Origin of the sequence: Actinacidiphila rubida (genome assembly GCF_900110255.1) — a bacterium.
Classification (GTDB): Bacteria; Actinomycetota; Actinomycetes; order Streptomycetales; family Streptomycetaceae; genus Actinacidiphila; species Actinacidiphila rubida.
The window spans coordinates 199,548-219,954 of the sequence record NZ_FODD01000001.1 but is presented as its reverse complement, the minus strand read 5'-3'; the positions used below and the strand labels follow the sequence as shown (position 1 = coordinate 219,954).

At 73.5% G+C, this 20,407-nt stretch carries 18 protein-coding genes; 11 read left to right on the top strand and 7 right to left on the bottom strand.

Features of this window, described 5'->3' with window-relative positions; genetic code table 11:
• Nucleotides 1-220 precede the first annotated feature (220 nt).
• The 3 genes from BMW99_RS00985 to BMW99_RS00975 all read left to right on the top strand — a co-directional run bounded on the left by BMW99_RS00985 (nucleotide 221) and on the right by BMW99_RS00975 (nucleotide 4,791).
• Nucleotides 221-3,163, top strand: a complete 2,943-nt coding sequence (locus BMW99_RS00985) for an AfsR/SARP family transcriptional regulator (RefSeq protein WP_069467456.1) — start codon at nucleotides 221-223, stop codon at nucleotides 3,161-3,163.
• Between the two features lie 196 nt (nucleotides 3,164-3,359).
• The gene (locus BMW99_RS00980; protein ID WP_075016052.1) at nucleotides 3,360-3,569 is read left to right on the top strand and encodes a hypothetical protein; all 210 of its coding nucleotides are present in this window, start codon (nucleotides 3,360-3,362) and stop codon (nucleotides 3,567-3,569) included.
• A 475-nt stretch (nucleotides 3,570-4,044) separates the two neighbouring features.
• Complete coding sequence (locus tag BMW99_RS00975; protein ID WP_075016051.1) at nucleotides 4,045-4,791, top strand: hypothetical protein; 747 nt, start codon at nucleotides 4,045-4,047, stop codon at nucleotides 4,789-4,791.
• 67 nt (nucleotides 4,792-4,858) lie between these two features.
• Here BMW99_RS00975 and BMW99_RS00970 read toward each other — a convergent pair whose 3' ends face one another.
• Both BMW99_RS00970 and BMW99_RS00965 read right to left on the bottom strand, forming a co-directional pair.
• Nucleotides 4,859-7,279, bottom strand: a complete 2,421-nt coding sequence (locus BMW99_RS00970; RefSeq protein ID WP_176735683.1) for an outer membrane protein assembly factor BamB family protein — start codon at nucleotides 7,277-7,279, stop codon at nucleotides 4,859-4,861.
• A gap of 267 nt (nucleotides 7,280-7,546) precedes the next feature.
• A complete protein-coding gene (locus BMW99_RS00965) occupies nucleotides 7,547-8,338 on the bottom strand; it encodes a VOC family protein (protein ID WP_075016050.1) in 792 nt (263 codons plus the stop codon).
• Nucleotides 8,339-8,618: 280 nt separating this feature from the next.
• Here BMW99_RS00965 and BMW99_RS00960 point away from each other — a divergent pair, with 280 nt between their 5' ends.
• From BMW99_RS00960 to BMW99_RS00945, 4 genes are all read left to right on the top strand, one after another.
• Nucleotides 8,619-9,266 carry a TetR family transcriptional regulator gene (locus BMW99_RS00960; RefSeq protein ID WP_069461824.1) on the top strand — a complete coding sequence of 216 codons (648 nt, stop codon included), beginning with the start codon at nucleotides 8,619-8,621 and terminating at the stop codon, nucleotides 9,264-9,266.
• Nucleotides 9,267-9,434: 168 nt separating this feature from the next.
• Entirely contained in the window at nucleotides 9,435-9,689 is a 255-nt protein-coding gene (locus BMW99_RS00955) for a hypothetical protein (protein ID WP_069461823.1), read from the top strand.
• 10 nt (nucleotides 9,690-9,699) lie between these two features.
• Nucleotides 9,700-10,617 (top strand): trypsin-like serine peptidase, encoded by a 918-nt coding sequence (locus BMW99_RS00950; protein ID WP_069461822.1) that lies wholly within the window; start codon nucleotides 9,700-9,702, stop codon nucleotides 10,615-10,617.
• Nucleotides 10,618-10,683: 66 nt separating this feature from the next.
• Nucleotides 10,684-11,853, top strand: coding sequence for a flavin-containing monooxygenase (locus BMW99_RS00945; protein WP_069461821.1), 1,170 nt, complete (start codon nucleotides 10,684-10,686; stop codon nucleotides 11,851-11,853).
• A 116-nt stretch (nucleotides 11,854-11,969) separates the two neighbouring features.
• On the opposite strand, the gene BMW99_RS00940 is transcribed toward BMW99_RS00945, so the two are convergent.
• Nucleotides 11,970-13,310, bottom strand: coding sequence for an MFS transporter (locus tag BMW99_RS00940; RefSeq protein ID WP_069461820.1), 1,341 nt, complete (start codon nucleotides 13,308-13,310; stop codon nucleotides 11,970-11,972).
• 70 nt (nucleotides 13,311-13,380) lie between these two features.
• Between BMW99_RS00940 and BMW99_RS00935 the strand changes: the two genes are divergently transcribed.
• Nucleotides 13,381-14,457 (top strand): GlxA family transcriptional regulator, encoded by a 1,077-nt coding sequence (locus tag BMW99_RS00935; RefSeq protein ID WP_079138163.1) that lies wholly within the window; start codon nucleotides 13,381-13,383, stop codon nucleotides 14,455-14,457.
• Nucleotides 14,458-14,539: 82 nt separating this feature from the next.
• Here the strand turns inward: BMW99_RS00935 and BMW99_RS00930 are convergent, their stop codons facing one another.
• The 3 genes from BMW99_RS00930 to mca all read right to left on the bottom strand — a co-directional run bounded on the left by BMW99_RS00930 (nucleotide 14,540) and on the right by mca (nucleotide 16,676).
• Nucleotides 14,540-14,944, bottom strand: coding sequence for an ATP-binding protein (locus BMW99_RS00930; protein ID WP_069461818.1), 405 nt, complete (start codon nucleotides 14,942-14,944; stop codon nucleotides 14,540-14,542).
• A gap of 358 nt (nucleotides 14,945-15,302) precedes the next feature.
• Nucleotides 15,303-15,809 carry an O-acetyl-ADP-ribose deacetylase gene (locus tag BMW99_RS00925; protein ID WP_069461817.1) on the bottom strand — a complete coding sequence of 169 codons (507 nt, stop codon included), beginning with the start codon at nucleotides 15,807-15,809 and terminating at the stop codon, nucleotides 15,303-15,305.
• 15 nt (nucleotides 15,810-15,824) lie between these two features.
• Complete coding sequence (gene mca / locus BMW99_RS00920; RefSeq protein WP_069461816.1) at nucleotides 15,825-16,676, bottom strand: mycothiol conjugate amidase Mca; 852 nt, start codon at nucleotides 16,674-16,676, stop codon at nucleotides 15,825-15,827.
• A gap of 122 nt (nucleotides 16,677-16,798) precedes the next feature.
• Here mca and BMW99_RS00915 point away from each other — a divergent pair, with 122 nt between their 5' ends.
• On the top strand, nucleotides 16,799-17,497 hold the full coding sequence (locus BMW99_RS00915; protein ID WP_069461815.1) for a TetR/AcrR family transcriptional regulator: 699 nt from the start codon (nucleotides 16,799-16,801) through the stop codon (nucleotides 17,495-17,497).
• A gap of 14 nt (nucleotides 17,498-17,511) precedes the next feature.
• On the opposite strand, the gene BMW99_RS00910 is transcribed toward BMW99_RS00915, so the two are convergent.
• Nucleotides 17,512-17,868, bottom strand: a complete 357-nt coding sequence (locus BMW99_RS00910; RefSeq protein WP_079138162.1) for an STAS domain-containing protein — start codon at nucleotides 17,866-17,868, stop codon at nucleotides 17,512-17,514.
• Nucleotides 17,869-18,165: 297 nt separating this feature from the next.
• On the opposite strand from BMW99_RS00910, the gene BMW99_RS00905 reads away from it, so the two are divergent.
• Nucleotides 18,166-18,741 (top strand): sigma-70 family RNA polymerase sigma factor, encoded by a 576-nt coding sequence (locus BMW99_RS00905; protein WP_069461813.1) that lies wholly within the window; start codon nucleotides 18,166-18,168, stop codon nucleotides 18,739-18,741.
• Nucleotides 18,738-20,360: a maleylpyruvate isomerase N-terminal domain-containing protein gene (locus tag BMW99_RS00900; protein WP_079175884.1), complete on the top strand. Its 1,623-nt coding sequence runs from the start codon at nucleotides 18,738-18,740 to the stop codon at nucleotides 20,358-20,360. Before BMW99_RS00905 ends, BMW99_RS00900 begins: the two co-directional genes overlap by 4 nt.
• Nucleotides 20,361-20,407: the final 47 nt, after the last annotated feature.

Below are 20,407 nucleotides of genomic sequence, written 5' to 3'. Positions count from 1 at the left end.
GAACCTCAAATTCAGCCCAACTTTTGCCGGGAGGCCGGATCGGGACCATGCACGGGGTGACCCCGGCCGTCCGACACGGCAAACTGGCACGGACGGGGCCGAACTCCCGGCTCCCCGTGCCGTGCGGACAACTGTTCCGTCCAGCGATGAACGATCGATATACGCGCGAAGAGTCGGCCCCCGGGGAAGGACCGGCTCGTCGACGGCTCAGGGGGCAGAGATGGTGACCAGCACGCAGCCGGGCTCGGGCCTGCGGTTCGCGGTGCTCGGCCCGGTGCGCGCCTGGCGCGACGACGAGCCGATCGCCACGGGGGCCCCGCAGCAGCGTGCCCTGCTGGCCGCGCTCCTCCTGCGCGGCGGCCGTACCGCGACCGCGTCGGAGCTCCTGGACGCGGTCTGGGGCGAGACCCCGCCCAACACCGCGCTGGCGGCGCTGCGTTCGTACGCGTTCCGGCTGCGCAAGGCGCTCGGCCCCGATGCCCTGGTCACGGACTCCGGCGGCTACGCCCTGCACGTCGGCGAGGGCGCCCTCGACTACGCGGTGGTGGAACGGCTCGCCTCCGAGGCCGACAAGAGCCGCGCCGGGGATCCCGCGCACGCCCGTCAACTGCTGCACGCCGCATTGGAGATGTGGCACGGGGAGCCGCTGGCCGGGCTGCCGGGCCCGCACGCGGAGATGCAGCGCAGCCGGCTCGCCGAATGGCACCTCGGGCTGCTGGAGAGCCGCCTCGAACTCGACCTGGAGATGGGCGCGCACGCCGAAGCGGTCTCCGAACTCACCGCGCTCTCCGCCGAGCAGCCGTTGCGCGAACGCCTGCGGGCGCTGCTGATGCTCGCGCTGTACCGCAGCGGGCGGCAGGCCGAGGCGCTCGGCGTCTACGCCGACACGCGCCGGCTGCTCGCCGACGAGCTGGGCATCGACCCGTCGGCCGAACTCAGCGACCTGCACCAGCGCATCCTGGAGGCCGACGCCGGACTCGCGGCGCCCGCCGGTGCCGCCCGTCACGCCTCGGACCACCCGCGCCCGGCGCAACTGCCCGCCAGTGTCGCCGACTTCACCGGCCGCACGGCGTCGGTCCGCGAGCTGGGCGACCAACTCGCGCACGCGTCGGCGGAGTCCGGCGTCATGGCGGTGTCGGCGGTGGCGGGTATCGGTGGTGTGGGGAAGACGACGCTGGCGGTGCATGTCGCGCACGCCGCACGGGAGGCGTTCCCCGACGGCCAGTTGTACGTGGACCTGCAGGGCACCGAACCGCGTCCGGCCGACCCGGACACGGTCCTGGCCGCGTTCCTGCGCGCGCTGGGCGTACCCAACCAGGCCATCCCCGAGACCCTCGCCGAACGCGCCGCCCTGTACCGCTCCACCCTCGACGGCCGCCGCGTGCTGACCCTGCTGGACAACGCCTACGACGCCGCCCAGGTCCGCCCCCTGCTGCCCGGCACCCCCGGCTGCGCCGCCCTGATCACCAGCCGCGTCCGCATGGTCGACCTGGCCGGCGCCCACCTGGTCGACCTCGACGTCATGTCACCGGGCGAAGCGCTCCAGCTGTTCACCAGGATCGTCGGCGAGGACCGCGTCGCCGGCGAACGCCAGGCCGCCCTCGACGTCGTCGGCGCCTGCGGCTTCCTGCCCCTGGCCATCCGCATCGCCGCCGCCCGCCTGGCCGCCCGCCGCACCTGGACCGTCTCCGCCCTGGCCCGCAAACTCGCCGACCAGCGCCGCCGCCTGGACGAACTGCGCGCCGGCGACCTCGCCGTCAAAGCCACCTTCGCCCTCGGCTACGGCCACCTGTCCACCGCCCAGGCCCGCGCCTTCCGCCTGCTGTCCCTCGCCGACGGCCCCGACATCTCCCTCGACGCCGCCGCCGCGGTCCTGGACCTCGACCCCTACGCCACCGAGGAACTCCTCGAAGCCCTCGTCGACATCAGCCTCATCGAGTCCGCGGCACCCGCCCGCTACCGCTACCACGACCTGCTGCGCCTCTACGCCCGCGAATGCGCCGAACGCGACGAAACCCCCGAAGCCCGCTGCGGCGCCCTCTCCCGCCTCCTGGACTTCTACCTCGCCACCGCCGCCTGCGCCTACGAACTCGAGAACCCCGGCGACCGCATGCTCGACCACCTGGCCCCCACCACCCGCGGCGGCCTCGCGTTCGGCACCCGCGACGAAGCCCTGGAATGGATGTTCTCCGAGGCCCAGGGCCTTCTCGCCGCCGTCCAGCAAACCGCCGCCGACGGCTGCGACGACCGCGTCCGCCGCGGCGTCGACCTCCTCCTCGCCGCACAGGACGTCATGGAGTCCGGCATCTACGCCCGCCAGTACGAGCAGGCGGTGCGCGCGCTGGCGACCGCGGCGCACGACTGCGCCGACCCGCTGGTCGAGGGCCGCAGCCGGCTGCTGAGCGGCCAACTGCTGCGGATGTCGGGCCGGTTCGCGGAGGCCGAGACCGAGGTCCAGCGGGCCCTGCTGCTCGGCATGGCCGCCGAGGACCCGCTGACGTGCAGCTACGCGCCGAACCTGCGGGCCGCGCTGGCCTACCAGGACCGCAGGTTCGTCGAGTGCGCGGAGTACTGCCACAGCGCCCTGGACCACTTCCGGCGCGACGGCAACCAGCACGGCGAGGCGGCCGCGTTGAGCAACCTGTCCCGCGCCCAGCTCGAACTCGGCTCGACGGAAGCGGCGTTGGCGGCCACCGCGCGCGTCGTGGAGATCTACCGGCAGCTCGGGGCCGGGTTCCGCCTCGGCAACGGCCTCTACGCGATGGGGATCGCACTGAGCGCCGCGGACCGGCTCGACGAGTCCCTCGCCTGCCACACGGAGGCGCTGCACATCTTCCGTGACGCCCGGCAGCAGTTCTGGGAGGGCATGACGCTCTTCCGGCTGGCCGCCGTCCATCTGGCCGCCAACCGCTGGCGCCAGTCCGCCTCGCACGTCGAGCAGGCACTGGTGCTGCTGCAGGAGGTCGGCGGTGAGTGGCGGGTCGCCAACGCCCTGACGCTGCTGGGCCGGGCGCTGGCCGGCATGGGCCAGCCGGTGCGCGCGCACGCCTGCTGGCATGACGCGCTGGGCCTGTTCAGTGCGATCGGTGCGGCACGCGAGGCGCAGGACGTCCGCCGGCTGCTCGGCGACGACTCCACGTCGGCCACGACCCTCGCGGTGTAGTGCGCCTTCGGCGCCGCCGCTGAATTCCACTTGCCGGGCGCTCATTCGCTCAACAAGTCCGTTTATCAGTTGATTATCAGTGGCTGTCAGGATTCCATCACTGCACGAGCTGCCCGCCCGGCGATGCACGGGGGTCCTCGCCGGGTGGGCTCACAGAGGGCTCACAGAGCACGTCCCCACAGCACAGGAGAGCACGATGAGCGAAACCACGCCGGAGCAGCCCACCACGCCGACCGCTCCCGTCACGAAGGACAGCGGGACGGTCGACCCGGACAACTGGCACATCGACGGCACCAAGCAGGCGGCGCCCGACGGCCTGCTGACCGGCAACCCGGCGGCCAAGCCGGCCGCCAAGCCGGGCGACGTGCAGCCCGACAACTGGCACATCGACGGCACCAAGGCCTGACGCCGCGTTCGTGACGCAGCGTTCCTGAAGCAGGGCGCCTGACGCACCTTTTGTGACGTCGGGTCCGACGCCGCGTCACTCGCGGGCGGGCGGGCCCGGACAGGTTCTCCTGACCGGAGGGAGGTCAGGAGTGCGGGGGACACCGGGGGATCCACGGGGGCAACGGGGGGGTCCACGGGGGACGGCCGGGGGGCCGGAGGAGATCGGGGACCAGGGGGAAGTCCAGGGGGAACCGGGAGCGCAGGGGGAAACGCGCGCTCCCGGTTGGGCCGGCAGGACTGACCGCGGCGCGGAGGGGGCGCCGCGGTCAGTCCTTTTCGCGCGCCGGTGAACGTCCCGCCGGATCCGGGCCGGTGATCATCCCGCCGGGCGCCCGCCGCCGCGTCCGGCCCGCCTCGCCTGGCAGCGCGACGGCCCCCGGCGTAGCGTCGGCCCCGAGGGGGCCGAGCGGGCCGACACGAGGCGGTGGAACCCGATGTTCCGCACGATGCTGGGGTCCCTGCTCGCGCTGGCCGGGGCCGCGGTGGCCGTCTGGAGCCCCTTCCGTGCGTGGTACGGCGGGCGCCACGGTTCCGACATCCGGGTGGACGACCTCTTCACCGACGTCGGTGTCACCCCGCACGGCGCGGCGCTGCTCGGCTCCCTCTTTCTCCCCATGCTCTTCGCCGCGCTGCTCACGGCACTCGGACTGCTGCTGCGCTCCCGTCTCGTGGTGGCGGCGGCCGGGGTGATCGTCCTGGGCTTCACCATCCTGTGGATGGTCCGCCAGGCGCAGTTCTCGCACTCGCTGACCGCCGGCGGCAACGGCCTCGACACGGGCGTCGCCTTCGCGGTGCTCGGCGGGCTGCTGCTGATCGCCGCCGCGTTCGTGCTCCCGGACCGGAACCGCCCACTGCACTACGGCGAACCCGTCGTCCCCGTCGACCGCGGCGAGCCCCGGGGGGACGAGCCCGCCTACGACACGGGCTCGTACGACACCGCCCCGTACGACCGGAACCCGTACGACGAGGCGACCCCGCAGGGCGCGACGCGTGCGTACGGCGACCCGCACTCCTACGACGGGACGGGGTCGTACGAGGGGACCGGTTCCCACGACGGCACCGGTTCCCACGACGAGGCCCGCCCGTACGACGAGAACCCGTACGAGAAGCAGCCGTACGACGAGGGGGCGCCGCCGCTCAAGCCGGCGCCGCCGTACGACCCCCCGCCGCCGGGCAGGTGACGGCGGGGACGGACGGTCGTCGCCGGCCACGCCGGTGTCGGGCCGGGCGCCGCGGGTTCCCGTCGCGTCAGGTCCGGCGGGACGCCGCCCCGGTGCCCTTGGCCGCGTCCAGCGCGTACACGCAGCGGTCCTTGGAGCAGGCGTAGACGACTCCGTCGGCGGCCACCGGGGAACCGGTGATCTCACCGCCGGTCTCCAGCCGCCAGCGCAACTGGCCGCCCTGCGCGTCCAGCGTGTACAGGCAGTGGTCCTTGGACCCGAAGTGCACCCGGCCGTCGGCGACCGCGGGCGATCCGACGACCTCGCCCTGCGCGGCGAACCGCCACCGCGGCGTGCCGGCCGCCGCGTCGAGCGTGTACAGCGCGCTGCCCGCCCCGAGGTGCACGGCGCCGGCCGCGACGACCACCGGTTCGAGGGACTGCCGCGGTTCGGTCGCCACCCGCCAGCGGTCCCGGCCGTCGGCCGGATCCAGCGCGTAGACGGTGCCGAGGTGGTCGGTGACGTAGACGCCGCCGCCCGCGGAGGCCGCGCCCGGTACGTGCGCCGGCGGCGCGAACATCACCGCGGGTGCCCCGAAGTGCCAGCGCTCGCTGCCGGTGCGCGCGTCGAGCGCCAGCACGCGGGTGCCCGCGGTCAGGTACACGACGCCGTCGGCGACGACCGGGCGGGTCGGCACCGAACCGGCGGCACCGGGCTCCCCGACGGGGAACGACCAGCGCTCACCGCCGGTCATCACGTCGACCGCGTGCAGCAGGCCGCCGCCCTGGTAGTAGACGGTGCCGTCGACGGCGGTGGGCCCGGAGTCCGGCTGCTCGAACTCCGTCTGCGCGCCGCCGCGCTCCCAGCGCAGCCCGCCGCGGGCCGCGTCCCACGCCTGGACGCCGCCGCCGCGCACGCCGGTGACGACGGAGCCGCCCCCGCGGGAGTCGGTGCGCACCGTGTACACCCAGCCGTCGATGCCGGTGCGCCAGCGCTCGCTGCCGTCCGCCGCGTCGAGGGCGAACAGGCTGGGCCCGTCGGACGCGTGGATGCGTCCGCCGGAGACGGCCATCGTCCACGCCACGTCGCGGGTCTTGAACTGGCGCCGGCCGCTGGCCACGTCCAGGGCGTGCACCTCGAACGAGGTGACGTACAGCAGCCCGTCGCTGACCGCCGGCGTGCCCCACACGTCGTTCGACATGCGGAAACGCCACGGCCGCCACTCGCCCTGCGGTGCCGCGGGCGGCGCCTGCGAGGGGACGGGGGCGGGCGCGGTCATCGGCGGCGGCACGGGGTCGCCCGCACGGTGCGAGCCGGCCCGGTGGCGCACCCACTCGGTGCCGGGTGCGGGCGCCGCCGACACCTTGCGGTCGGAGACCTCGGCGACGCGCAGCCCCGGGCCGATCGGCGCCGAACCCGCGAGCTGCACGGGAGCGGCGGACGCGGCCGCGGGTGCCGCGTGGGCGCCGCCGTGCGGGACCGGCTGGGCACCGGGCGGCGCCTGCGGCTGGGGTGGCGCGGAGACGGGGACCTGCGGGCCCGAGGGCTGCACGCCCGCGGGCCTGCCCGCCGCGTGCGCGCCGCCGCGCCCGCCGAAGCCGGGCACCGCACCGCGCCCGCTGCGCCGCTGCTCTATCAAGGCCACGGCCCCCGGTGGCAGCCAGGCCGACGCGGTGCCGGTGTCGTCGCCACCGGCGGAGAACAGGTGCGGGGCGAGCTGCGCCTGGAGGTCGGCCGGGGTGGGGCGGCGCTCGGCCTCCATGCGCATGCAGGACTCGATGAGCGGCCGCAGCTCGTCGGGCAGCCCGGCCAGGTCGGGGCCCTCGCGCAGCAGCATGAACACCGTCTCGACCGGGTTGGCGCCGTGGAAGGGCGCGTGGCCGGTCGCGGCGAAGACCAGGGTGGAGCCGAGGGAGAAGATGTCGCTGGCGCCGCGCACGCTCCGCGAGTCGCGAGCCTGCTCGGGCGACATGTAGGCGGGCGTGCCGACGGCGACGTTGGTCATCGTCAGCCGCGTGTTGGAGACGCCCGAGGCGATGCCGAAGTCGATGACGCGCGGGCCGTCCTCGACCACCAGCACGTTCGACGGCTTCATGTCGCGGTGCACCAGGCCGGCCGCGTGGATGGACTGCAGCGCCTCGGCGATGCCCGCGGCCAGCCAGCGCACGGCCTGCGCGGGCATCGGCCCCGACTCGTTGACGATCTCCTCGAGGGAGGGCGCCGGAACGTAGGCGGTGGCCAGCCACGGCACGGCGGCACGCGGGTCGGCGTCCACGACGGCGGCGGTGTAGAAGCCGGAGACCGCGCGGGCCGCCTCGACCTCACGCGTGAAGCGGACCCGGAAGAGCTGGTCCTCGGCGAGCTCCGCGCGGACGGTCTTGATCGCCACCCGCCGCCCGGAGGCCGAGCGGGCGAGATAGACCAGCCCCATGCCGCCGGCGCCGAGCCGTCCCAGGACCTCGAAAGGGCCGATCCGTCTCGGGTCGTGCTGGTTCAGCTGCTCCACCACTGCCCTGTCCACCTCCCCGTGCCCGCGCCTCCGCGGCCGTTCCCCGTACTCCGGCCCCGTGCGGCCCGTCGCTGGCTCACGCGCCAGAGTACGGGCCTGATTGTTCCTGGGATGGCCTCCGGTTGCTAACCCAGGGCACAACGACACGCCCTCGGAGCGAACTCGTTATCATCCCCTGCCTCTCATGAGGACGCGCCCGCACCCCCGGTGGATGCGGCGCGGGTGGGCCGCAGCGTCAGGGGGTGCGGGTGGGGCCGGGGCGAGCGCCTACGCGCCGGCCGGCGGGGGACCGACCCGGCGGGTGACGTCGATGATCGCGAACGTCGCGCCCTGGTCGTCGGCGACCTCGGCCATCCGACCGAAGGGCGAGTCCGCCGGCTCGCCGATCACCCGGCCGCCGAGCCGGCGCACCACGTCGGCGGAGGCGTCGCAGTCCTCGACGACGAAGTAGACGCGGTAGGCGGACGGCGCGTCGGCGGGCAGGTCGCCGCGCTGCATGCGGCCGGCGACGGGGTCGGCCTGGCCGGCGACGCTCCACACCTTGTAGTCGAACTGCTCGCCGTCGCCGATCTGCTGCCCGCTGTAGCCGAAGACCTTCTCGTAGAAGGGGTCGGCGGCGGCCGCGTCCTTGGTGTGGTTCTCCGCCCAGCAGAAGCCGCCGGGCGCGTTGACGATGCCGAAGCCGGGGTGGGTGTCGGGCTGCCAGACGCCGAAGAAGGAGCCGCCGGGGTCCACCGCGCCCGCCATGGTGCCGACGTCGCCGACGACGTCGGGGCCGAAGACGACCTGGCCGCCGGCCTCGCGGATCGCGGCCGTGGTCTTGGCCGCGTCCCCCGTCGCGAGGTACACGCTCCAGGCGGTGGGCATCGAGGGGTCCATCTTGCCCATGAGCGCGGCGGCGTTCTTCCCGTCGCGCAGCGCCATCGTGTAGTGCCCGAACTCCTCGCCGGTGTCCTGGAACGTCCAGCCGAGCAGTTCGCCGTAGAAGCGCTGCCCGGCCTCCAGGTCGGGCAGGGAGGCGTCGGCCCAGCAGGGGGCGCCTTCACTGAATGCGGACATGTCGGTCCTCTCCCGTACGTCCGATGTCCTGTTCGGTGGCCACCGTAGCCAGTGACCCAGGTCACCGCACGGACTTCTATTCGAACATACGGTCAATTTTCCCGCGGCGCGCCCAGCCGGTGCCCAATTCGCCCGTTCATACCAATCCGGACAGCGGCGGAAGGCTTCCCTCCGGGCCGGGAAAGCCCTTCTGAACTGCGGATTCACCAAGCGGAACGGGGTGCTCCCCATTTGTACGCCGTCAGATCGCGCGCTGATCACCCGCCGGTAAACTGACGGCATGACAGGACAAGTTCGCACCGTCGACGGCCGTGTGGCAGGCCGCCGCGGGCAGGCCACGCGGCAGAAGCTGCTCGACTGCCTCGGCGAGATGCTCAGCACGTCGCCGTACCGCGATGTCAAGGTGATCGACGTGGCCCGGATGGCGGGCACCTCCCCGGCGACGTTCTATCAGTACTTCCCCGACGTCGAGGGCGCCGTGCTGGAGCTCGCCGACGAGATGGCCAAGGAGGGCGCCGGGCTGACCGAACTGCTCGCGGGCCGCTCCTGGGTCGGCAAAGCGGGCGCCCAGACCGCCGACGACCTCGTGGACGGCTTCCTCTCCTTCTGGCGCAAGCACGACGCGATCCTGCGGGTCGTCGACCTGGGCGCGGCCGAAGGGGACAAGCGGTTCAACCGCATCCGCACCCGGATCCTCACCGCGGTGAGCGGCTCCCTCACCGACTCCGTCAAGGAGTTGCAGAGCAAGGGCAGGGTCGACAAGGACGTCAGCGCGCCGGCCGTCGCTGGCTCGCTCGTCGCCATGCTGGCCGCCGTCGCCGCCCACCAGAAAGGTTTCAGCGGAACGGGCGTCAAGCAGGCCGACCTCAAGCCGAGCCTCGCGCTGATCGTCCACCTCGGCGTCACCGGCAAGAAGCCCACCAAGTAGCGGCCCGGGCGGGAGCGGACGTCTCCCCGGGCCTTCGGCCGCCGCTGTCCCGCCACACGCCAGCGGTCGCCCCGGCCCACCGGCCCGCCGCGCACCGCCGACCGGGCCGCGTTCCGCCGCACCCGCGGACACGCGACGTACGGCGCCGGGCCGGGCATGATGTGCGGCATGACCAGCAGCCGTCCGACGCCGGGCAAGCCGCGGCGCGGCACCCTGTCCCGCTTCCTGTCCCCGGGTCCCGACTCCTCCACGGTGCAACTGCGCACCTACGCGGCGGTCTGGGCCCTGCTGCTGCCGGTCTGGATCAGCGCCCAGTGGTGGTCCCACCCCGACGCCCTCAGGCGGGTGCTGTACGTGCTGCTGTCCGTCGTGTCGATCACGCAGTCGCTCAGCGCGGTGGCCCTGCTGCGCAAGCGGCGCTGAACGGACGCCCATGACCCGCCGGCTGCTGCTGCCCGCACTGTGCACCGCGGTGATCGCCCTGGCCGCCGCCGTGCTGCCGGGCGAGTCCCACGCGCCGGCCCCGCGGGGCTGGACCGCCCAGGCCGCCTCGCGCTTCTGGACGCCCGAACGCATGGCGGACTCCATGCCGGACTCCGGACCGCCCTCCGACCCCGTCGACCCGGCGGAACCCGTCGCGCCGTCCGGGACCGGCGTCGGCCCGCTGGCCAGCATCGGCTCCGCCGTGCACTTCGACGGCATCCCCACCGTCGGCATGCTCTTCTCCGTCGGCAGCGACCTGGCCGCGCACTTCTGCACCGCCAGCGTCGTCCACAGCCCCGGCCGTGACCTCATCATGACCGCCGCGCACTGCGTGGGCGGCTCGCACCTGGGCTTCGTCCCCGACTACCGCACCGGCACCTCCCACCAGCCGTACGGGATCTGGGCGGTCGGCAAGGAGTTCACCGACCCGCGCTGGTCCCCCGACGACGACGCCGCCTCCGACTACGACTTCGCCTTCGCCACCGTCGACCCCGGACCGCGCGGCGAACGGCTGGAGGATCTGACGGGTGCCAACCGGCTGGCGCGCACGCCCGGTTACCGCAACCGCGTCACCGTCATCGGCTATCCGCACAGCGCCGACGACCCCACCGACCAGGCGGTCACCTGCACCACCACGACCGGGCGGCTCGAGGGCGAGCAGGAACTGCAGATGGACTGCGAGGGCTTCTACACCGGCACCTCGGGCAGCCCGTGGATCCTCGACTACACCACCCGCACACGCAGCGGCACCGTGATCGGCGTGATCGGCGGCCTGGACGGCGGCGGTACCACGGACCGCGTCTCCTACAGCCCGATCCTCGGGGATGCCGCCCTCACCCTGTACCGAAACGCCACACGATCGGGTTGACCTGTTAACTTCCGATACCACCACCCTTCCTCACCGAAGGACTTCTCAGGTTCCGGGAGTTCCACGATGGCCGACCCCAACACCGCCGCACACGGCGCCCCCACCGCCGCGGCGACGCCCGACGCCCTCGTCGTCGGCGCGGGACCCGGTGGGCTGGCCGCGGCAGCGGCGATGCGCGAACGCGGCCTGCGGCCGCTCGTGCTGGAGCGCGCAGAACAGCTCGGCGCCTCCTGGCGCGGCCACTACGACCGGCTGCACCTGCACACCACCCGCCGGCTGTCCGCACTGCCGGGGCTGTCCATACCCCGCGCGTACGGGCGGTGGGTGGCCCGCGACGACGTCGTCCGCTACCTGGAGCGCTACGCCGAGTACCACGACCTCGACGTGGCGACCGGGATCGAGGTGACGCGGATCGAGCGGGCGGGCGCCGGCTGGGAACTGCCCGCCACCGGGGGCCGGGTGCTCTCCTCCCCCGTGGTGGTGGTGGCCACCGGACACAACCACACGCCGTACATACCCGACTGGAACGGGCGAAACACCTTCTCCGGCGATCTTCTGCACGCCTCCGACTACCGCAACCCCGCCCCCTACGCCGGGCGGGACGTGCTGGTGGTGGGCGTCGGCAACACCGGCGCAGAGATCGCCGTCGACCTCGTGGAGGGCGGCGCGTCCCGGGTCCGGCTCGCGGTCCGCACACCGCCGCACATCATGCGCCGCTCCACCGCCGGCTGGCCCGCGCAGGCCAGCGGCATCCTGGTCCGGCGGCTGCCGGTGCGCGCGGTGGACCGCCTCGCCCCCTACATCGAACGGTTCAGCGTCCCCGACCTGTCCGAGTTCGGCCTGGCGAGACCCGAGTCCGGGCTCTACTCACGGGTCCTCGACGGGGCGATCCCGGTGCAGGACGTCGGCATCGTGGACGCGATACGGTCCGGCACGGTCGAACCCGTCGCCGCCGTCGAGTCGTTCGAGGACGACACGGTGCGGCTGTCCGACGGCACCCGGATCAGCCCCGAGGTCGTCATCGCCGCGACCGGCTACCGGCGCGGCCTGGAGAAGCTGGTCGGCCACCTCGACGTGCTCGACGGGCGCGGCCGCCCGGTCGTGCACGGCGCCGCCAACCCGCCAGGGGCGCCCGGCCTGTACTTCACCGGCTTCACCAACCCGATCAGCGGCATGTTCCGGGAAATGGCCATCGACGCCCGGCGGATCGCCCGCTCGGTGTCCCGCACCGCCTGACGCCTCACGCACGGCTCCTGCCCGCCGCCCCTGAACCCGGCGGCGACAGCGGCCCGCCGTCACCCGTGGGAGTGACGGCGGGCCGGAACCGGAACAACCGCGACTTTTCCGGGCGTTCACCCGGCAAGCGCCACCGCGGGTACGGCGACGACCGGACGGCGGCGAATGACCAGGGACATCAGTGCGGCGATCCCGCACAGCGCACCGGAGGTGTACCAGACCACGTCGTACGAACCGAGCGCGTCACGGGCGACGCCGCCGAGATAGGCCACCAGCGCGGCACCGACCTGATGGGACGCCAGGACCCAGCCGAAGACGATCGCACTGTTCTCGCCGTAGTGCTCGCGGCACAGGGCGATGGTCGGCGGCACGGTCGCCACCCAGTCCAGGCCGTAGAAGACGATGAACAGCACCATCGGCGGGTGGATGCTGTCCGAGAGCAGCATGGGGAGGAACATCAGCGACAGCCCGCGCAGACCGTAGTAGATCGCCAGGAGGCGGCGCGGCGAGATGCGGTCGGTGAACCAGCCCGAGGCGACCGTGCCCGCGATGTCGAACACCCCGATCACGGCGAGCAGCGACGCCGCGGTGGTGACCGGCAGACCGTGGTCGTGCGCGGCGGGCACGAAGTGGGTCTTCACCAGGCCGTTGGTGGAGGCGCCGCAGATCGCGAACGTGCCGGCCAGCAGCCAGAACGTGCCGGTGCGGCTCGCCTCCCGCAGCGCCTTGACGGCCCGCAGCGCCGATCCGCTCGCCGGCACCGGCTTGGGCACGAACTGCGTCGCGCCGTAGGGCGCCAGGCCCACGTCGGCCGGATGGTCGCGCAGCAGGAACCAGACGAACGGCACCACCGCGAGCGCCGCCACGGACACGGTGGCCGCCGCGGGCCGCCAGCCGTGGTGCTCGGTGATCCACGACAGCAGCGGCAGGAACACCAACTGCCCGGCCGCGCCACCGGCGGTGAGCATGCCCGTGACCAGTCCGCGCTTGGCCACGAACCAGCGGTTGGTGACGGTCGCGGCGAAAGCCAGCGCCATCGACCCGGAGCCCAGGCCCACCAGCAGGCCCCAGCACAGCACGAGTTGCCAGCTCTGGGTCATCCACACGGTCAGGCCCGACCCGAGCGCGATGGTGGCCAGCGCGCAGGCCACCACCACGCGCATCCCGAAGCGGTCCATCAGGGCGGCGGCGAAGGGCGCGGTGAGCCCGTACAAGGCCAGGTTCAGCGAGACCGCGAGGCCGATCATGCCCCGGGACCAGCCGAACTCGGTGTGCAGCGGGTCGATCAGCAGTCCGGGGAGCGAGGCGAAGGCGGCCGCGCCGACGAGCGCCACGAACGTCACCCCGGCGACCGCCCAGGCGCGGTGCAGCCCGAAGCGTGGCCGGCGCGCGGCATCCGAAGGAGCGGCGGAGACGGCGCCGGTGACCGGCGGGGAAGGCGGAGAGGTCTGCGTCACCCCACCAGTGTCCGGACCCGGGCTCGCCGCGACGAGTGGCCGGAGGGCCATGGTGTGCAAGAATCGGGCCATGGCTGAGGTGCTGCCCCAGAGGGGCGCGGAGGGTCGGCAGGGCCGGGGGAGGCCAGGGGGCGCGGGCAGCGCGGGACGGCACTCCGTCTTCCGCCACCCCGGCCGGCATCGGGTGGCGGTCTTCGCCCTGGACGGCGTCATCCCGTTCGAACTCGGTATCCCCCTGCGGATCTTCGGCGCGGCCGAGAACCCCGACGACCGCTCGCACCTCTACGAGGTGGTGACCTGCTCCGTCCGCGCCGGCGAGGTCCACACGGACGCCGACTTCCCGATCGTCGTCGAGCACGGCATGGAGGCCCTCGCCGAGGCGGACACCGTGGTCTTCCCCGCCTCCCACGAGCTCGGCCCGGTCTACGCCGAGGGCCGTCTCACCCCGCCGCTGGCCGAGGCCATGGCCGCGATCCGGCCGGGAGCGCGCGTGGTGTCCATCTGCACGGGCTCGTTCCTCCTCGCCGCCGCGGGATTGCTCGACGGCCGCCCGGCCACGACGCACTGGAGCAGCGCCGACCACTTCCAACGGCTCTTCCCGAGGATCAGGGTCGACCCCGACGTGCTCTACGTCGACGACGGCGACGTCCTCACCTCGGCCGGTGTGGCCGCGGGCATCGACCTGTGCCTGCACATCGTGCGCCGGGACTTCGGCACGGCCGTCGCCAACGGTGTCGCCCGGCGGACCGTGGTGCCCCCGCACCGCGAGGGCGGCCAGGCGCAGTATGTCCGGCGGCCGCTGCCCGAACCCCAGCTGGCCAGCACCGAGAGGGCGCGGGCGTGGGCGCTGAGCCGGCTCGAACATCCGCTGTCGCTGCGCGAGATGGCCGATCGGGAGTCCATGAGCGTGCGCACCTTCACCCGCCGCTTCCGCGAGGAGGTCGGACTCAGCCCCGGGCAGTGGCTGACGCAGCAACGCGTCGAGCACGCACGCCAGTTGCTGGAGTCAACGGATATGAGCGTGGACCAGGTCGCCCGCACCTCCGGCTTCGGCACGGCCGCGTCCATGCGCCAGCATCTCCAGACCGCGCTGGGCGTCTCACCGACGGCGTACCGCAGAACCTTCCAGACCGCTCAGGCCAGGTGATCCGGCTGGGCGGGCAGGTCCGGTAGGGGGCGGTTCAGGCAGCAGCTGGTTCGGGCACCAGATGGTTCAGGTGTGGGCCAGTTCAGGTGAGGGCCGCACGGTCGACCTCGCACCAGATCTGCTTGCCCGCACCCTCGGGCTGCCAGCCCCAGCGGTCGGCCAGGCCGTCCACCAGTTCCAGCCCGCGACCGCCGGTCTCGTCCCGCTGCGCGTGCCGCGGAGCGGGCGGGGAGACGCTGTTGTCGGCGACCTCGACGCGGACCGGCGCGGCCGGCGCGACAGGGAAGAGCATGCGCAGCACCGCCGGACAGCCGGTGTGCACCACGGCGTTGGTGACCAGCTCCGAGATGAGCAGGATCAGGGTCTCGGCGACCGGCTCATCCGCTCCTATGCCGGAACCCGCCAGCCGCGAACGCGCCCATCGACGGGCCCGCCCCACTTCCGCGGGATCGACACCGACCTCCAGCTGCACCTGAAGCGCTTGCACTGTTCACACCATCCGAACCGGCGGACACATCGCCTGACGCCCGCCCAAGATCACCGTGCGTGACTCGGGCATCACACAGCATGGTTGACCTACGGTCACCCCAACAAGCGCTTCGGGCATATTCCAGCGCGACGACGGGGGCGTGTTGCATACTGTGCGGCGCACACGGCGAGGGACTGCGCGCCCAGGCACAACGCCCGCCCGGCCTGGCCGGGCGGCGCCTTGAGGAACCCCTGAACGCACGCGCACCCGATGGAGCGTACCCGAGGACCACCCCGACTCCACGGCGTAACAAGTCACGCATCGGACACAACACCGTGCGGACGCTCCGTAACCGGGCAAGGATGCCCCTCATCGGTCACCGATGAGCGGTGAATGTCTCATATGCGTCGGTTCCGAAGAGCACGAACCGTGCCTCTTCCACGGCGGTGGGGGTCTCCCGGACGGTCTCCAGGGCGATGCGAGCGCCGTCGTCCATCGGCCACCCGTAGACGCCCGTGGAGATCGCCGGGAAGGCGACGGTCCTGGCACCGAGCTCGTCCGCGACGCGCAGCGACTCGCGGTAGCACGAGGCCAGCAGAGCGGACAGGTCCTCGTCCGGCTGCCAGACCGGGCCGACGGTGTGGATCACCCACCGCGCCGGGAGCCTGCCGGCGGTGGTCGCGACCGCCTGTCCGGTGGCCAGGCCCGAGCCGTAGTGGCCGGCGCGCAGCTCCCGGCAGGCGGCGAGGATCTCGGGGCCGCCCTTGCGGTGGATGGCGCCGTCCACACCCCCGCCGCCGAGAAGCGAGGAGTTGGCCGCGTTGACGATGGCGTCCACCGACTGCTCGGTGATGTCGCCCTGGACGAAGGTGAGCTGAACCATGGGGTCATAGTGACCTCACTCCTGGATGCCGTCGAACAGATTGGCCTCGGGAAGGCGCGCCGGTCGTCGCGAGCGGGCCAGGACGTAGTCCTCCGTGGGCCACAGCCGGCGCTCGAGGTCGCGCGGATGCGCGAAGAACGGGGCGTCCGGGGCGGCCTGGGTGGCGTGGGCCCGGAACGCCCGGTCCCGGGTGGCGAAGTGGCCGTCGCAGACGACCCGCGTGGTGGGCGAGAGGTCAGGCGCCCAGTCCGGCCAGTCGTCGAGCACCGCGCCCATCGCCGACGGCACGCCGGCGGCGAGCATGCCGTTGTGCAGGGTCTCGAACCAGGACCGCGAGTACGCGGCGAGGTAGTAGAGCTTGTCGGGCCGCCAGGCCGGTCCCGCGTCCGGATAGGCGGCCTCCTCCCCCGCCGCGTCGAACGCCGCCACCGCCACGCGGTGGGTCTGGACGTGGTCGGGATGGGGGTACCCGCCCGACGGGTCGTACGTGACGACCACGTGCGGGCGGATCTCCCGTATGACCGCGACCAGCCGCTCTGCCGCCACCGCGACGTCCTGCAGGGCGAAGCAGCCGTCCGGCAGGGGCTCGCCCTCGGCCACCAGGCCCGAGTCGGCGAAGCCGAGGAAGCGCTGGCGAACCCCGAGGACGGCGGCCGCGGCGGCCATCTCACGCCGCCGCACCGCCGGCAGGTCCGCGCGCACCTCGGGGGTGTCCAGCAGCGGGTTGAGCACGTCGCCGCGCTCGCCTCCCGTGCACGTCACGACGGTCGCCTCGACGCCCTGCGCGGCGTAGTGGGCCAGCGTGGCGGCCCCCTTGCTGGACTCGTCGTCGGGATGGGCGTGCACGGCCATGATCCGCAGCACCATGACGGGCCTCCTTCCTGTTCGGCCAGCGCGACCACTCGATCCGCTGTACTGGACATAAATTTAGGTCAGACCCATCTCCGAGTCAAGCACATTTTTGGGTCCGACCCAGTAAACTGGTCGGCATGGCCCAACTCCGTGAGCTCAAGAAGCAGCAGACCCGCCGGTCGATCACCCACGCCGCCACCGCCCTGTTCATGGAGCGCGGCTTCGAGGCGACGACGATCGCCGAGGTCGCCGAGGTCGCGGGGGTCTCGAAGATGACGGTCACCAACTACTTCCCGCGCAAGGAGGACCTCTTCTTCGACATGCACGAGGAGGTGGTCACCGGTCCGGCCCGCGCCGTCGCCGCCCGCCGCGTCGGCGAGTCCGCGCTGGACGCCGTGCGACGGGACTACCTCGCGGCCGTCGAGCGGCACGACCCGCTGCTGGGGTGGACCCAGCCGGGCTTCACCCGGCTGATCGACGACAGCCCGGTACTGCGGGCGAGACTGCGGGAGTTGTTCGACCACCAGGAACAGGCGCTGTCCGTGGTGATCGCGGCGGGTGCGGGCGAGGAGCCGGACGCGTTCGTGCCGCGCCACGCCGCGGCCCAACTGGGCACGGTACTGCGGCTGCTGTTCACCGAAGCACAGCGCCGGGTGCGGCGCGGGGCCTGCGAGGAGGAGGTGTTCGCGGCGCTGGACGCCACCGCGCGGGAGGCGTTCGGCCGGCTGGAGCCGTCACTGGCCGGCTACGCGGTCCGCACGTCGCAGGTCGAGGTCGAGGTCGAGGTCGGACACGGCGACGAGGACGGGGACGGGGTCGGGGACGAGGACAGCTGAGGAAAAGCCGGCTCTCAGGCCGACATCGGGGCGGCCGTGTCGAGGTCGGGGTAGACGTCGAAGAGCCGGCGCACTCCCAGTGCGGCGAGGACGCGGTTGACGTGCGCGCCGCCGCCGGTGGCGGCCTCGCCGTGCTCGGGCAGCACGATGCGCAGCCGGCCCGCGCAGGAGCGCATGAGCCGGCGTGCGCCGATCAGCACGCCCACGCCGCTCGAGTCGCAGAAACGCACGTCGGAGAGGTCGAGCACCACGCTGCGCCGCCCGTCGGCCACCACGTCGTGCACCTTCTGCCGGACGGCGGGCGAGGAGATGAGGTCCATCTCTCCCTCGACCGTCACCACCACCCAGCCGTCCCGCTCGGCCCGGGTCACCAGCACCGGTTCCCACCTCGCCCTGCCGTCGCCTGCCAGCTCGTCGTCCCGTCGACCCTATGCCCGTTCTCCGCCGTAACTCTGCCGCTCACCGGTCACACCCGCATAACAGAGCGCCAAAACCGGTCACGACCGTCAGCAGGTTGGTGCAAACCGGCGTACGCCGTCGCAGACGGCCGGTACCGTCGGTGCGGAGCGCTCCGGACCGCCCGGGCACCACCGGCCACGGTCGGTACCCGGCCTGATACGGGGCACACGGACGACGACAGGGTGGGACGAGGCGAAGGGGGACGGGAGATGGCGACACCCGCACCGCCGCGCTGGGACCGCAAGATGCAGCAGCGGCTCGCTCGCGGCGAGGAGGCCGCGCTCGCCGAGCTCTACGACCGTTACGCCTCGCTCGTGCACAGCCTGGCCCACCGCGTGATGGACGACGACGACGCGGCCGACCTCATCACGCGTGAGGTGTTCGGCTACATCTGGGAGAACCCGGACGCGTTCGACCCCAAGCACGGCTCGCTGCGTTCCTGGATCGCCTCCCTGACGCAGCGCCACGCGGTCCACCAGTTGCGGCAGTACGAGCACCGCGGGCGGTCCACGCCCGCCGAGGTCGAGGCGCGGGTCCGCGAGGCCAACACCGCGGCGCGCGCCGACTTCATCGTGACGTCGATGCCCGCGCCGCTGCGTGCGGCGCTCGAACTCGCCTACCGTGAGCGGCTGGACTACCGTGCCGCGGCCGCCGGCCTCGGCGTGAGCGAGGACGAGGCCCGGCGCCGGCTGCGCCTGGGGCTTCAGTTGCTGTCGACGGCGATGGAGACCGCCGAACAGCCGCCGCACCCCCTGGACTCCCGCGGGCCGAGAGGTGTGCGGTGAGCGGGCAGGCGTACCGCAACGGCGGCGAGGGCGGGGGCAACGACGAGGACGGCGACGTGCCCCGCGTGCCGCACCAGCGCGAGCAGGGCGGTGGGCAGGGCGGCCCGTACGGGCCCGCGGACCATCCGTTCGAGGAGCACGCCGAGCCCGAGCAGTACGAGCAGCACGGCGGACCCCAGCCGGACGACGCATCCGAGCGGCAGGACGAGCCCGAGCCGCACGACGAGGCCGAACAACACGGCCGGCCCGAGCGCCGCGACGAAACCGTCGGGGCCGACGGGGCCGACGGGGCCGACGCGAACGACGCGAACGACGGGCGTCCCGACGGCCCGGGGCTGCCCGGCCCGCCGGCTGTCCCCTCGCTCACGGCCAGGGGCCTGGACCGGAGTTCGGGCGGCGGCGGACCCGTGGCGCCGCCCGCATCCGCCGGCCTGCCCCAGTACGACCACACCACGCTCAAATCCCTGCTCGGTGCCTGGGCGCTGACCGCCTGTTCGCAGGACGAGTCGCTCGCCGTCGAGGTGCACCTGACGGATTGCGCGGCCTGCGCGGACGAGGCGCTGCGGCTGCGGGACGCCGTCGGGCTGCTGCACCAGGAGGAGTCGCTCGACCTCGACCCGCTGTTGCGCGCGCGGGTGCTGGAGGGCTGTCTCGGCCGCCGCCCGGCGCGCATCCCGGTGCCGGACTGGGCGGGCCCCTACGACGCGGAGGCGGCGCGGCTCGACGCCCTGCTGCGCGACCTGGGTGACGGCTACTGGAAGGCGCCGGTCGAGCTGCGCTGGTTCGACGAGGAGCCGGTGTCGCGGCAGTTCACGGTGGGACAGGTCATCGCGCACCTCACGGCGGTGGACAGCCTCGTCGCGCGGGCGCTGGGCCTGCCGGGTCCCGGCGGCGGCTTGGTCCCGCCGGGGCAGCAGCCAGAGGGCTCGGGCGGTCCGGGACCGGCGACGAGAGCGCGCTTCTGGCGTGCCCGCGGCGACGCCGAGCTGCCGGTCGACCCTGGTCAGCGGACCGAGGCCCACTGGGCGGCCGCGCGCGACCTGCCGGGGGCCACGCTGCGGTCGTCGTGGCGCGAGCAGAGCCACACCCTGGTGCGCACGGTGTCGTTCGCCGGTTCCGGCGCGTCGGGGCTGGAGGTCGACTACGGGGAGTCCTCGCTGCCGTTGCGGGACGCGTTCGTCGACCGTGCCTTCGAGTGCTGGCTGCACGCCGGGGACATCGCCGAGGCCGTGGACTACCCGTACGAGCCGCCGGCGCCCCGCCACCTGCACCGGATGATCGACCTGGCCGCGCGGTTGCTGCCGTCGGCGCTCGCCGCGCGGCGGCGGTCCGGACTGGCCGAGTCCCCGTCGAGGCTGCTGCCCGCGGGCGCGCCGGGGCGGTCGCTGCGGCTGGAGATCGAGGGCGAGGGCGGCGGCAACTGGTATCTGCCGCTGGACTCGCCGGGCGCCTCGGCGTCCGCGGAGGGGATGGTCGCCCATGTCGCCATGGACGGGCAGGAGTTCTGCCAGCTGGCGGCCGGCCATCTGCAGCCGGAGCACGCCGCGGCGGGCAAGGACGGCGATCGCGCGGCGATCCACGACGTGCTCTACTCGGCGGCTTCGCTGTCCCGGTTGTAGGACGGTAGGGCCGACGGGCCGACGGGCTGAAGGGCCGGAGGGTCCAT